The following is a 14437-nucleotide window of genomic DNA, read 5'->3' as shown; positions in this document are numbered from 1 at the left end:
CTGCAGCGATCGCCTCCCATGACCCCCCCTAGCGACAATCCTCTCAACCCTACGGCATCCATCGATGTCGTTGTGCCGCCCGGTGACTTAGAAAGTATCGAACCCCAATTTGAATCCTACTTTCACCTGCAGCAGATGATTGCGCTGCTGACCAGCCTGGAATGGTTGTGGCGCGATCGCGACGACTTTTTTGCCGCTGGAAACCTGAGCATCTATTTCAGCACCCGCCAGCTCAAAACCCAAGACTTTCGCGGTCCCGATTTCTTTGTGGTGCTCGACACCGAGCGCAAACCTCGCAAAAGTTGGGTGGTGTGGCAAGAAGAGGGGCTCTATCCACACGCGATCGTTGAAATCCTATCCGAGGAGACTGCTGCTAGCGATCGCGGCGAGAAAAAGCAGATTTATCAAGATGTTTTCCGCACCCCAGACTACTTCTGGTTCGATCCCGACACCGACGAGTTTGCCGGGTTCCATCTGGTGGCTGGGACCTATTGCCCCATTCCCCCCAACGAGCGCGGCCATCTGTGGAGCGAGCAACTGGGGTTGTACTTGGGCATTCACGATCGTAAGTTACGCTTCTTCCATTCAGACGGACAGTTAGTGCCAACCCCTCTAGAAGTGGCAATTTCGATCGCTCGAGAGCGTGAGAGAACCGAGCGCGAAGCCGAGCGGGCGAGAGTCCTGGCTGACAAGTTGCGCGAACTCGGCGTCGATCCCGACACGGTATAAAGCCCAGTTACTTCAGGTGTTAGGCCAATCCGCAAAAGCGTTGCACAGTCTTCCAAATCGCAGCTTTACTTGCCTCATCACCTAACGCATGATCGCTATCTAACTCCAGCAGCTCCACCCAATCGCGATCGCCTGCAAACTGGCGACTCACCCGCACCGGCACCACGTCATCCTGACGACCGTGAACGATCGCCGTCGGCACTTGACGCTTTAACTGGGCCTCGTTGTACCCCAAGGCATCCTCCACAAACCGGTAGTGCAAGGGCAGTTCCGCCTGCTGTCCGTAGTGGAAAAACGAGCGCTTGCCATGCGCTTGCCATGCGGCGATCGCCTCTCTCCCCAAAGCCATCTGCCAGCGACGGGCAAACTCAAACGCCGGAGCCAGCAGGATGACTCGTTCCACCTGCGGCATTTGTTCGGCCACCCAAGCCGCCGTCAGTCCCCCCAAGCTGGAACCAATCAGGATTGTAGGAGAGTTGGGCAGGCGATCGCACACCTGTTCGATCTGCCGACTCACCGTCAGGTGGGTAAAGCCCCCCTCGTTGAAATCGGGAATTTGAAGGTCGATGTTGTCAGACTGTGCGAGTTGCTGTTTGAGAAAGACCCCTTTGGACGAACTGGGTCCCGAAGCAAAGCCGTGCAAATAGAAAAAAGTTGGGGGCATGGGGCGATCGCAACTGACAGCACGCACTCATCATTCATCATATAGAGTGCATCTGGCTCTCGATCGAGGCCATTGGCGTGACAGGATAAAAGCACACTTCTCGATCTGCGATCGATGCCGAAGCCCGAAATCATTGCGATCGCCGCACTATCTGCATCTAACCGCGTCATTGGCAAACAGGGCAAAGTCCCCTGGAGATTGCCCGAAGATCTGCGCCGCTTTCGACAGCTCACTCTTCATCACGCCGCGATCGTGGGTCGCAAAACGTGGGAGTTCGACCTGGAAAAGTGTCCCTTGAGCGATCGCCACAATATCGTCGTGTCCTCGTCTTTGCGATCGGACACCGTTGCTCCTCACTGTCGCAAGTTCCCTTTCAAACTCACCTTTGTTACCTCGTTCGAAGCGGCGCTTCAGACGGTAGCGAACGAAGACAAGGCTTTTATCATCGGCGGCGGCAGCTTATACCGCCAAGCCCTACCCTACTGCGATCGGTTGGAACTCACTTTCCTTGAGGGCGATCGTACGGGAGATACGTTCTTTCCCCCTTACGAGCATCTCATCGGTAAGGAGTTTGAGCTGACTGCCATAGAAAAACACGCCGGCTATCGATTTGAAACCTATCGACGGATGGAATGAAGGAAGCGTAACAGATTACTGTGAAATACTGAATTTGCTAAGCTGATTTCTCTAATACGTTTAATGCTAAATCTAGCCATTCTTCCTCCCATCTATTACTTGCCATCAACGCCATAATCTGCAAAACATTATGAGCGCCCTCTCGAGTCCACTGCATTTTCTGCTTCCTCCTGTGACGAGCATTGATGAGGGTGTCTATATGAGATTCTGCCACTTGACTCGAATTTCTCTAGGTTGCTTTCAGCTTCTCGGTAACCAGGCCGTTGAGGTGAATGCCACAACGATCTTGGCATCCAAGGAGAGGATTCTGTTTCAGGGGTCTCCTCAGCAGAGTCTGCTGTCAGGCTTTGGGGATCGAACCCGGAAATTTTGAGGGCTTCGTCTAGCTCCACAATCTGGCGAGTCTCATTTTGGGCGATCCTTCCAAGAATCAGAAGAGTAGTAAAGCCCGCGAAATTTCTCGGCACCCTTCAGTTTGCGATCGAATGTAGCTGTCTCATCGCACCCCGCCTGCTCGTTCACTGCACCAATTAAATAATCTGCAAAATCCGCTCGCCCTGCTTTCATCTGCTGCAGCGCTAGCAGAAGCGTCCCTCTATCTTCAAATTCAAACTGACTGCCACTGAGAATGTTCTCCAGGGCTTCTACAATCTCCTCGCGACTCAATCCATAAGCCCGAGACATCACCCATACTGCCTCGCACAACACAATATTGTTGATAAAGCAGTGCTTCCCTGCTTGAATCGCTGCCCTCACGAAGCGATCGGCTATCTGCCACTGCTCCTCGTCATCCCGCATCAAAAACCGGAGCAATACATTCGTATCCAGTCCCTTCAAGGCTCTACCCCAGCCGACTGACAAGCCCCAGCCGCGATCTCCTCATCCATTTCATCCAACGACACTGGTTTTCGTCCTGACCGATGCAGAATCCCAGACAATTGCCGCACGTCTACATTCGCAGGCTTGAGATAAACTCTGTCGCCATCCACCACAAAATCAATGCGATCGCCGGGCTGCAAATGCAGCAAGTCTCGAATTTGTTTAGGAATCGTTGTTTGCCCCTTACTGGTGAGGGTTGCGCTAACAAGTTTCATTCCTTACTTTCCTTCTTATTTCTTACTCTAGTGTATCTAGTAAGGAAAATAGTGTAAACTTCCCCAGTCTGGAATGAGGTCCTGCACGCAAGTCACCGCGTCCGCTGCAGTGAGGAGTGAGGTGACGCCGACCTGCACTGCAGCATCCTGAAGATATCAAGGACAGTAGGGATCTTACTGCCAGATACGTTGCAGACCGAGGATAAAGCCAGGAAGAACATCTGGTATGGTTCAGATGAGGGTAACACTTTCGGCCAATCATCAAAGCCTCAAACCCTCACCAAACCGGTTGTTGTGAGATTTGCACCCTGCTCGAAGTGTTACCTAAAAACACCAGTTCCCGAACTATGCCGAAATTTTTCTGTCGCAGCTGGTTGGCCAGACCTACAACAGTTACGTCCTAGCTCAGAACCTGTTTGAAAAGGGAGAACCCAAGCAGGTAAAGCCGTTATTGTATGTCTATCGGGTTTTGCTGACGGGAATTCATCTCATGCGATCGGGGGTAACGGCAATCCATTACACTTTCCTAGAGGCAGGGTAACACTTTAAACATAGGTCACATCTCACAAAAGCTGATTTGGAAGGAGATTGAGGCTTTGATGATATACAGAAAGTGTTACCTGCCATTGAGCCATATCTAAACTTTCAAACGTTAATGTTTAAACGCCTCAACGAGTTAAATAGCAATACACTCACAGTCAATATTGAAGGCGAGGATGTTCGAGTTCCTGTGGGCGAGACTGTGGTAGCAGCAGTGTTAGTCCACGATCTGGGCTATACCCGTACTACTCCCATATCGGGGGCACCCCGCGCACCTTTATGCATGATGGGGGTGTGCTTTGAATGCCTGATGGAAATTGATGGGGTGCCTAACCGTCAAGCCTGTCAGGTGCAGGTTACAGAAGGCATGAAGATCCGTCGCCAGCAGGGAGTAGGTGGGGAAGATGCATGATTCATATCAGCTTGTCGTGATTGGTGCCGGACCGGCAGGGCTTTGTGCTGCAACCACTGCAGCTAGTTTGGGGGTGGATGTGGCGCTCCTCGACGAGCAGCCTTCCCCCGGTGGACAAATTTACCGTGCGATCTCCAATTCCCCCGCTGACAGGTCCGAGTTGCTGGGAGCAGATTACCAGCACGGTGCCGATTTGGTCGAAGCATTTGACGCTAGTGGAGCCAAGTATTTGCCCCAGACGACTGTTTGGTCTTTGAATTCCCGTCGCCAGATTGGCATCCTGCGTCACGCTCAAACATCGATCGTTCGAGCTGAGCGAGTGATCGTTGCCAGTGGGGCAATGGAACGCCCAGTCCCCTTTTCTGGCTGGACATTGCCAGGGGTAATGAATGCGGGGGCTGCCCAAATATTACTGAAAACTGCTGGTGTTGTTCCTGCCAATGGGACAGTAATCGCGGGAACAGGTCCGTTGCCACTACTGGTTGCTTGGCAATACCTCCGGGCAGGAGTCTTGGTGAAAGCAGTGCTGGAACTCTCCCCCCGAACCAACTGGTGGCGTGCCGCACCGCGTTTGCCTGGGGCGTTAAGAGCCGGTAATTACATCACCCGTGGTTTGAAATACACCCTGGACTTACTTAAAGGTGGCGTGCCTATTTACTACGGGATTTCGAGGTTGAAAGCTCAGGGCGTCGACCGGATTGCAGCGGTGGAATGGGGTTGGGACATTTTAGGGATCGGTGGACACCAGACCATCGACACAGACAGTCTTTTGGTGCATTTTGGCGTGATTCCCCGAACCAATCTGACCAAATCAGCAGGTTGCCATCATCTCTGGGATAGGGGTCAACAGTGTTGGCGACCCCAGGTGGATCGGTGGGGCAACACCAATGTGCCCGGTATTGCAGTGGTGGGGGATAACGCGGGTATTGGAGGTGCCCGGAGTGCCGAACATAGCGGACGTTTAGCGGCCATGGAAGCCGCTCGGAGTTTGCATCTAATCGGCAAGCAACAGCGCGACCGCTTGGGCAAAGACGATCTCAACTGGAAGCGTAAAGACCTGCGAATACGCCCCTTCCTTGAAGCCTTGTACCGCCTACCGGATTCACTGCTCGTTCCCCCCGATGACGAGACCCTAGTCTGTCGCTGTGAAGAAATTTCGGCGGGGGAAATCCGCCAAGCAATAAGGGAGGGACACACCGATCCCAATCAGGTTAAGTTTTACCTCCGCTGTGGCATGGGACCTTGCCAGGGGAGGCAGTGTGCCCCAGCAGTTGCCCATATCGTCGCTGCCGAAACTAAGCGCCCAGTCTCTGACTACGCTCCTTTTCGAGTACGTCCACCGATAAGACCCCTGAGCATTTCCCAGCTAGCCAACTTGGCAAAGGCAGAGAAATGAAGGTTGATGCGGCGATCGTCGGTGGTGGTTTAATCGGGTCATCTACGGCCCTGCACCTCGCCATCAGCGGCCAAAGGGTCATCGTTGTGGAGAAAGATAGCCCCGGTCGCCATGCTTCGGGGGTCAACGCGGGGGGGTTGCGTCGGCTAAATCGCCATCCGGCTGAGATTCCTTTGGCCGTGGTTGCCGCCCAAATGTGGCGGGGTATCCAGTCTTTGGTTGGCAGTGACTGCGATGTTAAGCTCGGGGGCCAGGTGAGGGTTGCGGAGACTGCAGCCGATTGGAAGAAGCTTGAAGAACGCGCTGCCACAGTACGTTCCCTTGGGTTCGATCACGAGCAACTGATCGATCGCGATCGCCTCTACCAGTTGGTGCCCGATCTAGCCCCCCATTGTGTCGGTGGGCTTTATACAGCCGGTGACGGATTTGCCCGTCCTTACCACGCACTCACTGCCTTTCGCCGTAAAGCTCAGGCTTTGGGAGTGGAGTATCGGACGGGTTGCCGGATGATTGGGTTGGATCGGTTGGGCGACTGTTGGCGGGTTGTGACAGAGCAAGCTAATTTTGATGCGCCAATCCTCGTCAATTGTGCTGGAGCCTGGGCTGGAGAGGTTTGTAACTATTTAGATGAACCCGTTCCTCTCGAGGTCGGTGCCCCAATGATGATGGTGACTGAGCGCTTACCTCCTTTCCTCGACCCCGTAGTGGGTGCAGTTTCCCGTAAATTGTCTTTTAAGCAGATGCAGAACGGCACGGTGCTGATCGGGGGTGCTTATCTTGCCGACTATGACATGCTCGCAGAGACTACAGAGATTGATTTTAGCAAACTCAGCGAAAGCAGCCGCACCGTCCTGGAGTTGTTCCCTAGGATGGCTGATGTGCGGATTGTCAGAACTTGGGCGGGCTTGGAGGCATTTATGCCCGATCGCATTCCCGTCATCAGTCCTAGTGCTAAAGTACCCAACGTCTATCACGCATTCGGTTTCTCGGCTCATGGTTTTCAACTTTCACCTGTGGTGGGGAAAATTATATCGGAGTTGATTTTGAATCACAAGAGTTCCCTGCCGATTGAAGCATTTTCTATTCGGCGGTTTCAAGACTCGTACGCCGCTCGAACCTCAACCGGACTCAGAATAATCGCATCTTAAAATTGACGAAAGCTCGACTTTATCCATTAACGAGCATCTAACAACATAGGTGCTTTGGAATATTCTCTAGAGTGAGGGCATCCAAAAGGTTAAAGTAGTATCAGCCTTCTTTGCCAATTATTTGAAATCACTGTTTCAATCTATCTAAGCAAATATGGAGGAGAGATAAGGAACAGCATAGAGTTTAGATTTGTATACTTTCCCCGATCGTTACGCTTCGTAAGCCAACAATGATAGTGAGGTAGATCGCAAATGCTTAGTCATCAAATCCACTGCCAGTATTTCTCCCAAGAAGATTTACTCGCATCAGGCTGCTTGGATGTACGCATGGCAATGCAAGCTGCGGAAGATGCATTAAAGTCTTTCAGCCAGGGGGAAGTTATTTTTCCGGATAAGATTGTCCAGATATTTGACGATGATACCCAAGAACGGATTAATTGTCTTCCTGCAACATTTAAGAACCATAAAATTTGTGGCGTCAAATGGGTCTCAGTTTTTCCACCGAATCCCTTAAAGCATGGCATTCAAAATCTCTCTGCTGTCATTATTCTTTCGGAAATTGAGCATGGATTTCCGATTGCTTTTATGGAAGGAACGCTATGCTCCAATCTGCGCGTTGGTGCCATGGGAGCTATCGCTGCCAAGTACTTAGCGCGAACGGACTCAAAAACTATCGGTTTGATTGGTGCGGGCGAACAGGCCAAAATGCATCTGACTGCCATGAAAACGGCTGTTCCATCGCTCCGAGACTGTCGGGTTGCTGCTAAGACGGAGGCGGAAGAGGAGCAATTCATTCGGGAAATGTCGCTGATTTTGCAGGATGTCAAGATAGTTGGGGCGCGGACAAATCTTCAAGAGGCTGTTGATGGTGCGGATGTCATCGTTACGGCAACAAGTGCTCAAGAACCGCTGCTTAAAGCTGCCTGGGTCAAACTGGGTGCTTTCTACAGCCACGTTGGGGGCTGGGAAGACGAATATAGGGTCGCAAAAATTTGTGACAAGATTGTTTGCGACGATTGGGAAACAGTTAAGCACCGAACTCAAACGCTTAGCCGTATGTATAAAGATGGCGAACTAAAGGATGAGGATATTTATGCCAATTTAGTTGAGATCGTAACCGGGGATAAACTAGGCCGCGAGAGCCCTGATGAGAGAATCTATTTTAACGCTGTCGGTCTGGCCTATACTGATATTGCGATTGCTTATGCAATGTTCCAACGGGCTTCGCAAGCAGGCTTTGGTCAAGACCTCAGAATACAAAAGGAGATGATTTTCGAACATGCCCATTTAAGGAACTGGGTTCGGCTATAGAGTCTGGGAATTATTTTAGCTCTACCGGACTTGGTATGCTAGTTCAGTTTTAATTAACTGAGCTCTACCATTTCTGTTGACGCGACTCAGGTATATACTGATAGATGTAATGGAAGAGCTCTCTAAAAGCTTATTCTGATAATAGCTTGGCAACTAAAATAGTTGTGAGGAATGGAATGCAGCTTGGATAGATTTTAGACTTTCTACGATGCCTAGTTGTAATGAGGGTAATTCGATCGGTCTGGTCAATATTACAGATCTGATTCGATGTCCTAGCTCACAAAATATGCAAAGAAAAGTTCTAGTTTGTCAAAACGTAACCTGCCACCAACAAGGTTCAGGAAAAGTGCTCGCGGCTTTCCAGTTAGGAGCTCCATCCGAGGTCGAAGTGGAACCCTCAGGATGCTTGGGACAATGCGGTAGTGGTCCTATGGTTCTGGTTTTGCCGGAAGAAGTATGGTACTGCCACATCTACCATCTTGACGTTCCTGTCATTGTGGAGAAACATCTCAAAAGGGGCCGGATTGTTACTGAAAAACTATATCCAAAGTTTCATCCACCCAAGCCTATATGGATATGGCTGATTGCTTTCGTGATATGTCTGTCATTTATGATTCCAATTGTTTGGGCTCTTAGCGGTCAATCTTACTAATCTGGGCTCTGTCGGGTCTGCTGAGCTGACTTCAGACGGGAGCGTAATATATTTAGAGCGTTGCTACAGACCATTCTGCGTACGCGACTGGGCTGTAGACAGATTCGCGATAGCTCACCTGTTTGCGATCGCGTCGGGACACTATCTTTGCTAACAAGTTCTTCGATTTGGTTGCTGGAGCGGAAGGGGCTTATGACGTTGATGACCGGTCGGACTCTGTTGCTCTATGTATCGTTGATTTCAACGAGGCCACAGTCCATGCTTCGATGGATGCCCCGCCATCAATTGTGGAGCAGATTTTCAACAATACAGGTGAGTCTGGCAAGTTTCGGACATACCGCAATCTGATGAGTACGAAGGTCAAATTCAGAGCACGACTCTGTTTCGATTGGTGGCGGATTACGGCAATGGGGAGGTTGAAGAACGGGAGACTAGGGCGGTGATTGACTCAGGGGGAGGAGGGTCTAGTCCTCCGTCTTCTACGGGTGAAAAAACAGGACTATTCGATACAAAGCCCGAGGTGCTGGAGTTGAGTGGTACGCCTCATGCTGTGTTTGTGGGGCTGGGCGATCGCGTCAAGGACGACAAGATCGTTGCAGTTTGTTCATTGGAGATTGTTGTGGCAGAGGTGGTGGACTATCGCAAAATGGGCACTACGTTACCGTTGTTGGTGCAGTTACCATTGCTGCTGGATCGGCAGGTCACGATTCAGATGGAAGAAGAGCAGCATGTCAAGCTGGAATATCAGGGGGATGTGCGGGGGTTTCGGAGTTTCTTCGGTACGATTAATGCAATGCTTAACCAGTCGGGGACACAGGCCAATGTCATGCTGAAATTGCGCTTCGAGTTTGAGGCCCCAGTAGAGCCGCAGGGTAAGTCTTTGGTGCAGGCGCGAACTGCGGTCTACCAGTGTTTGAAAGCGAATGCTTATGACCCTAAGTCGTTGAGCTATAAGCGACAGAAGCCTTATCTGTTGGATGAGGAGTCGGGGGTAAATTTGGCGTTGTTGTTTCAGACGTTGCAGCCTTTGTCTAGGCCAGATCGGATTGCCAATCTTGTGGATGGGATTGCCGAGATGAGTAATGAGGAGGCTCATTATTGGTTTGCGAAGGTGAGTAATGGCAAGCGCAGTCCGGCGTTGCGGGCAATGCGAGTTTTATTGGGAGATTGATTGATGACTGTGATGACGAATGGCGGCGACATCATAATCACAGTGAAAGAAGCTGTGACTAGAGCGTACAAACATTTTCAGGGGTTGCAAGAGTTGTTGGGTGGGCCGCTGGAGAATATTCGATTGGAGGAGGTAGAGTTTTTGGAAGATTCTCTTGTTTGGCGGGTGACTTTGGGATTCGATCGCACGCTCAATCGTCCTCTGATTGGTGACTCTGTGGTGCGGGAGTACAAGGTTTTTGAGGTTGATGCACGGTCTGGTTTTGTCCAGGGGATGAAGATTCGGCAGGTATGAATGATTGGGCGAAAGACTTATTCAATCGCTATCGGCACAAGGGTTTGCTGGTGGATACGAATATTTTGCTGCTCTATTTTGTTGGCTTGACGAATCGCGATCGCATTTCTAGGTTTAAGCGGACTCGGCAGTTTGGGGCTGAGGATTTTGATTTACTGAGTCAGATTTTAGAAAAAAGATTTTCTCAGATAGTGACGACGCCAAATGTGTTGACTGAGGTGAATAGTTTTATCAATCAGTTGGGGGAGCCCGAGCGGGAGCAGTGTTTGGAGTTTTTTGCTAGAGCAATGGTGAATCTGTATGAACTTTATCTTGAAAGTGAGGAGCTGGTAAAGTCTACTGAGTTTTCGAGGTTTGGGTTGACGGATTGTGGGATTTTGGAGTTGCCGGTGGGTCAGTATTTGATTTTGACGGACGATCTGCGTCTGACGGATAGTTTGCAGAAGCGGGGGGTGGATGTGGTGAATTTTAATCATCTGCGCCCTTTAGGTTGGTCTTGATGCGCCAGAGGGCAGAGGCGGCAAAAATCTGGGTCCGTTTATACAGGATAGACTGGAGTCGTAGTTTTAAAAGTATGTAGGGTATGGCGGCTGTCAGCACTACCTTTACCAGCAAGGGACAAACGACAATTCTGAAGCAGATAAGGCTGACAGCAACTCACTTCACCCCTGCCTTGAGTTGTTCGGCTAATTCCGCCGGAGTGCAGCGTTCGTAAGGCTCGAACGGCTGGCGAATCCAGGGGCTATCGGAGAGGCGATCGACGTAATAGTGGGGCTCGTACACAGACGAGGCTTTGTACCACAACACGGCCGTGCGAATCTCTTCGATATAAAAGCCGTAATGAAACTGCAGCCAGTCGATCGCCCGCGCGAGCGTCCGGCCCGAATCGGCTAGATCGTCCACCAACAGCACGCGACTGCCCAAATTCGCCGTCGTCATCGACAAATCTCGCGAAAATGTCAGCGTCCCCCGCTGCCGACCGTCTTTCCCCCCATACGACGAGGCCGACAGGACTGCCAGTGGCACATCGTAGAGCCGAGCAAAGACATCCCCCACCCGCAAGCCACCTTTCGCCAAACAGACCACCTGGTTGAACCCCCAGCCACTGTCGTACACCTCGACAGCAAGCTGCTCGATTTTACAGCGGTAATCGTCCCAGGTCACCGTAATTTCCTGCAAGGGGGCTCCAGAATTAGGCAGCGCGAATGGCTTGTACAAACACAATAGCGCCAAACTCCAGATAGCGAGCAATGTTCAAGCCGACGGCCTGAAACTGTTGGCGCAGCTCTGATTGGGAATAGAAGCGCATGCCGCTGGGAGCGATCGCCTGCTGGAGAATATGTCCTAGACCTGCAACGGTTTGGATGTGCATGGAGACGAATTTGCCCTGGGGTTGTAAGACGCGGGCTACTTCGGCAAGGGTGGATTCAAAAGGCAATTCGTTGAGGGAGCCGCCACTCATCACAGCGGCAAAGGCATCATTTTTAAAGGGGAGAGCTTCGGCTCGGGCTCTCGCGAAAGAGTAATGAGGCCATTCGGGTCGAGCGCGTTGTGCGGCTTCTGCTAACAGGGGGGCAGAAATTTCCAGAGCCACTATTGTAGTCTTCGGGCGCGCGGCCAGCAGCAACCGACTCCAATAGCCGCTAGCAGCAGCCAGATCTAGGATGGGGTCGGCATTGCCCGCAAGCTCGTTCAATATATCGGCTTCCCGCTGAGAGGAGAAGGGTTGACCGCTCAGCAGGGTGAGGGCGTTCGTGCGCCAGAGGCGTTCGTAGGCCCAAGCAAAGGGGATGTTTTGGGCGATCGCCTGGGCAGGGGTGAGCGCGAGGGGGCGATCGCCGAGGCAGTCAATCGCTCCACTGGGCAAGAGGGAGTAGGTTCGACCGCATTGGGCGCAGTAGGCAGTGTCGTCAGCGAATAACGCGGGCGACTTTCGGGCGGGCAGTAGGGGGCTGTAGCTGCAGGAGAGGCAGCGATAGAGAGGGAGGGGAGGCGAGACGGGGAAAGCGCACATAAGAAGATTGCAATAGCCGGAGTACGGCGCTTATTGTGGGCGATCGCTGCGGTCGGAACAAGGATTGTGCCAGTTGGGAAGGGCCTCAAATGTCCAATGCAGCCAAATCTAATTGAGCCGCATAGGTCTCGATGAACTCGCGACGCGGAGCCACCACGTCCCCCATCAAAATCGTGAAAATGCGATCCGCCTCCACTGCATCTTCAATCTCAATCCGTTTCAACACTCGCGTCTCGGGATTCATTGTCGTATCCCACAACTGCTGCGGCATCATCTCTCCCAAGCCCTTAAACCGCTGAATGTTGTACTTGGCATTCGCCGGAAACTCCGCAATAATCTCGTCTTTCTCGCGATCGCTATAGCAATAGCGCGCCCGCTGCCCCCGCTCGACCTTGTACAGGGGCGGACAGGCAATATAAACGTAGCCTTCCTCTAGCAGCGATCGCTGATAGCGATAGAAGAATGTCAGCAAGAGCGTGCGAATGTGACTGCCATCCACATCCGCGTCGGTCATGATGATAATGCGGTGATAGCGCAACTGCGAGGCGTCGAACTCCTCCCCCTTAATCCCCAAACCCAACGCCGTAATCATCGCCTGAATTTCAGTATTCTTATAAATTCTGGACGCCTCGGCCTTCTCAATATTGAGGATTTTGCCCCGTAAGGGAAGAATGGCTTGGAACTGGCGATCGCGCCCCTGCTTGGCACTGCCCCCCGCAGAGTCCCCCTCCACCAAATACACCTCCGACTCCGCCGGATCGCGAGAACTGCAATCTGCCAACTTGCCGGGTAAGGTGGAGGATTCTAAGGCCGACTTGCGCCGCACCAAATCCCGTGCCCGACGCGCTGCTTCAGCCGCATTAAACGATTGAATCGCTTTATCAATAATGGACTTCGCTACATTCGGATTGAATTCCAAATACTCCGCCAATCCTTCGCTGACCAGCGAATAGACAATCCCGCGCACCTCGGGGTTACCCAACTTGGTCTTGGTCTGCCCCTCAAACTCGGGATCCGGCACCTTGACTGAAATAATCCCCGTCAACCCCTCGCGAATGTTATCCCCCGAAAGGTTTTTGTCCGACTCCTTCAGACGATTCAACTTGCGGGCCTGACTGTTGATGGTATTGGTTAAAACCGTCTTGAGACCTTCTAGGTGAGTACCGCCTTCTGTCGTGCGAATATTGTTGGCAAATCCGATCAGATTATCGCTGTATACATCCGAACACCACTGTAGTGCCACCTCCACCTGCACGCCCTCTTTTTCGTTAGTCATGTAGACGATGTCTTCGTGGATATGGTGCTTCTCGCGGTTGATATATTCGACATACTCGTTAATGCCGCCGTCGTATTTATAAGTCTCGATATGGGCGGGCTCGATGCGATCGTCCGCAAACACGATCTGAACGCCACCATTCAAATAAGCTAACTCCCGCAACCGAGACGCCAGCACTTGATAGTCGAACTCGCTCGTCGTCGTAAAAATCTCGGGATCGGGCTTAAACGTCACTTGAGTGCCGGTCTTGTTCCCGTCAGGACGAGCTTTTAACTCCCCCATCGGCACGCCGCGCTCGTAGCGCTGCTCGTGGACTTTTTTCGACCGCCAAACCTTGACTTCCAGCCATTCCGACAGGGCATTGACCACCGAAACCCCCACACCGTGCAAGCCGCCCGATACCTTATAGCCGCCCGCCCCGAACTTACCGCCCGCGTGCAGGACAGTCAGCACCGTCTCCAACGCCGATTTCCCCGTTTTCTCGTGCTTGTCAACGGGAATTCCGCGCCCGTTGTCCACCACAGTCACCGAGCCACCGCCATTCAGGCGCACGTCAATTGACGAGCAGTGCCCAGCCAGTGCCTCATCTACTGAGTTGTCCACTACCTCGTAAACCAAGTGGTGCAACCCTTTCGGCCCTGTCGATCCGATATACATACCGGGACGCTTGCGAACGGGCTCCAGACCCTCTAGGACCTGAATCTGCTGAGCGCTATAGGCATCTGACATGAAAGACTTTCTCCTAAAAGGAAGGGGGCGATCGCCTCAAAGCAACAGCACCCACGGTAGGCAAAAATGGGGCTAAATGCCCTTTTAAAGCAATAAAGCTTACCAACCCCATTTTGTATGTATCATAACACAAACCCCTCAGAAGGCCATTTAGCCGCCTCTGAGGGAATTTTCCGTTTGAGAACTCAGAGATAAGGCAGAGATAAGGCATAAAAATTGTTGTTGAATTTTGGGCTGACTGTTACCCACCCACGAACCGTGCAGGGTTGACATCTCGATCGGCAAAAAGATCTCGTCAACCAGCCCATAACACTATATGTGGTGTAAGATCGCGTCAAGTTCTCTTGAATTCCCCTAGTCCAGCGGACTGG

General features: G+C 51.9%; 16 protein-coding genes and 1 pseudogene. 10 read left to right on the top strand and 7 right to left on the bottom strand.

Going from position 1 to position 14437, the window contains the following annotated elements:
* The first annotated feature begins 18 nt into the window (after positions 1-18).
* Positions 19-729 carry a Uma2 family endonuclease gene (locus SYN7336_RS02060; protein ID WP_017324255.1) on the top strand — a complete coding sequence of 237 codons (711 nt, stop codon included), beginning with the start codon at positions 19-21 and terminating at the stop codon, positions 727-729.
* 19 nt (positions 730-748) lie between these two features.
* On the opposite strand, the gene SYN7336_RS02055 is transcribed toward SYN7336_RS02060, so the two are convergent.
* Positions 749-1393: a YqiA/YcfP family alpha/beta fold hydrolase gene (locus tag SYN7336_RS02055; RefSeq protein ID WP_017324254.1), complete on the bottom strand. Its 645-nt coding sequence runs from the start codon at positions 1391-1393 to the stop codon at positions 749-751.
* Between the two features lie 114 nt (positions 1394-1507).
* Between SYN7336_RS02055 and SYN7336_RS02050 the strand changes: the two genes are divergently transcribed.
* The gene (locus SYN7336_RS02050) at positions 1508-2029 is read left to right on the top strand and encodes a dihydrofolate reductase (protein ID WP_017324253.1); all 522 of its coding nucleotides are present in this window, start codon (positions 1508-1510) and stop codon (positions 2027-2029) included.
* A gap of 37 nt (positions 2030-2066) precedes the next feature.
* Here SYN7336_RS02050 and SYN7336_RS32875 read toward each other — a convergent pair.
* The 3 genes and pseudogenes from SYN7336_RS32875 to SYN7336_RS02035 all read right to left on the bottom strand — a co-directional run.
* A pseudogene (locus tag SYN7336_RS32875) lies at positions 2067-2252 on the bottom strand (ISKra4 family transposase); the annotation flags it as partial.
* Between the two features lie 182 nt (positions 2253-2434).
* On the bottom strand, positions 2435-2866 hold the full coding sequence (locus SYN7336_RS02040) for a PIN domain-containing protein (protein ID WP_017324251.1): 432 nt from the start codon (positions 2864-2866) through the stop codon (positions 2435-2437).
* Positions 2863-3123, bottom strand: coding sequence for an AbrB/MazE/SpoVT family DNA-binding domain-containing protein (locus SYN7336_RS02035; RefSeq protein WP_017324250.1), 261 nt, complete (start codon positions 3121-3123; stop codon positions 2863-2865). Before SYN7336_RS02035 ends, SYN7336_RS02040 begins: the two co-directional genes overlap by 4 nt.
* A gap of 355 nt (positions 3124-3478) precedes the next feature.
* On the opposite strand from SYN7336_RS02035, the gene SYN7336_RS31940 reads away from it, so the two are divergent.
* From SYN7336_RS31940 to SYN7336_RS01995, 8 genes are all read left to right on the top strand, one after another.
* On the top strand, positions 3479-3664 hold the full coding sequence (locus tag SYN7336_RS31940; RefSeq protein WP_156820321.1) for a DNA polymerase beta superfamily protein: 186 nt from the start codon (positions 3479-3481) through the stop codon (positions 3662-3664).
* A gap of 114 nt (positions 3665-3778) precedes the next feature.
* Positions 3779-4075: a (2Fe-2S)-binding protein gene (locus SYN7336_RS02030; RefSeq protein WP_017324249.1), complete on the top strand. Its 297-nt coding sequence runs from the start codon at positions 3779-3781 to the stop codon at positions 4073-4075.
* Positions 4068-5471 carry an NAD(P)/FAD-dependent oxidoreductase gene (locus tag SYN7336_RS02025; RefSeq protein WP_017324248.1) on the top strand — a complete coding sequence of 468 codons (1404 nt, stop codon included), beginning with the start codon at positions 4068-4070 and terminating at the stop codon, positions 5469-5471. Before SYN7336_RS02030 ends, SYN7336_RS02025 begins: the two co-directional genes overlap by 8 nt.
* A complete protein-coding gene (locus tag SYN7336_RS02020) occupies positions 5468-6619 on the top strand; it encodes an FAD-binding oxidoreductase (RefSeq protein ID WP_017324247.1) in 1152 nt (383 codons plus the stop codon). The genes SYN7336_RS02025 and SYN7336_RS02020 overlap by 4 nt, the downstream gene beginning before the upstream one ends.
* Before the next feature lie 252 nt (positions 6620-6871).
* Positions 6872-7930, top strand: a complete 1059-nt coding sequence (locus tag SYN7336_RS02015) for an ornithine cyclodeaminase family protein (protein ID WP_017324246.1) — start codon at positions 6872-6874, stop codon at positions 7928-7930.
* Between the two features lie 1043 nt (positions 7931-8973).
* On the top strand, positions 8974-9753 hold the full coding sequence (locus tag SYN7336_RS32115) for a hypothetical protein (RefSeq protein ID WP_227498584.1): 780 nt from the start codon (positions 8974-8976) through the stop codon (positions 9751-9753).
* Positions 9754-9756: 3 nt separating this feature from the next.
* On the top strand, positions 9757-10047 hold the full coding sequence (locus SYN7336_RS02000) for a hypothetical protein (protein ID WP_017324245.1): 291 nt from the start codon (positions 9757-9759) through the stop codon (positions 10045-10047).
* Complete coding sequence (locus SYN7336_RS01995; RefSeq protein ID WP_017324244.1) at positions 10044-10547, top strand: PIN domain-containing protein; 504 nt, start codon at positions 10044-10046, stop codon at positions 10545-10547. Before SYN7336_RS02000 ends, SYN7336_RS01995 begins: the two co-directional genes overlap by 4 nt.
* A gap of 157 nt (positions 10548-10704) precedes the next feature.
* Here SYN7336_RS01995 and SYN7336_RS01990 read toward each other — a convergent pair whose 3' ends face one another.
* The 3 genes from SYN7336_RS01990 to gyrB all read right to left on the bottom strand — a co-directional run bounded on the left by SYN7336_RS01990 (position 10705) and on the right by gyrB (position 14066).
* On the bottom strand, positions 10705-11226 hold the full coding sequence (locus SYN7336_RS01990; RefSeq protein ID WP_017324243.1) for a phosphoribosyltransferase: 522 nt from the start codon (positions 11224-11226) through the stop codon (positions 10705-10707).
* Positions 11227-11239: 13 nt separating this feature from the next.
* Positions 11240-12061, bottom strand: coding sequence for a class I SAM-dependent methyltransferase (locus tag SYN7336_RS01985; protein ID WP_017324242.1), 822 nt, complete (start codon positions 12059-12061; stop codon positions 11240-11242).
* 85 nt (positions 12062-12146) lie between these two features.
* Positions 12147-14066, bottom strand: coding sequence for a DNA topoisomerase (ATP-hydrolyzing) subunit B (gene gyrB / locus SYN7336_RS01980; protein WP_017324241.1), 1920 nt, complete (start codon positions 14064-14066; stop codon positions 12147-12149).
* Between the last annotated feature and the right edge of the window lie 371 nt (positions 14067-14437).

Source organism: Synechococcus sp. PCC 7336 (genome assembly GCF_000332275.1).
GTDB lineage: Bacteria > Cyanobacteriota > Cyanobacteriia > Thermostichales > PCC-7336 > PCC-7336.
This window is presented reverse-complemented; position numbering and strand designations above follow the sequence as displayed.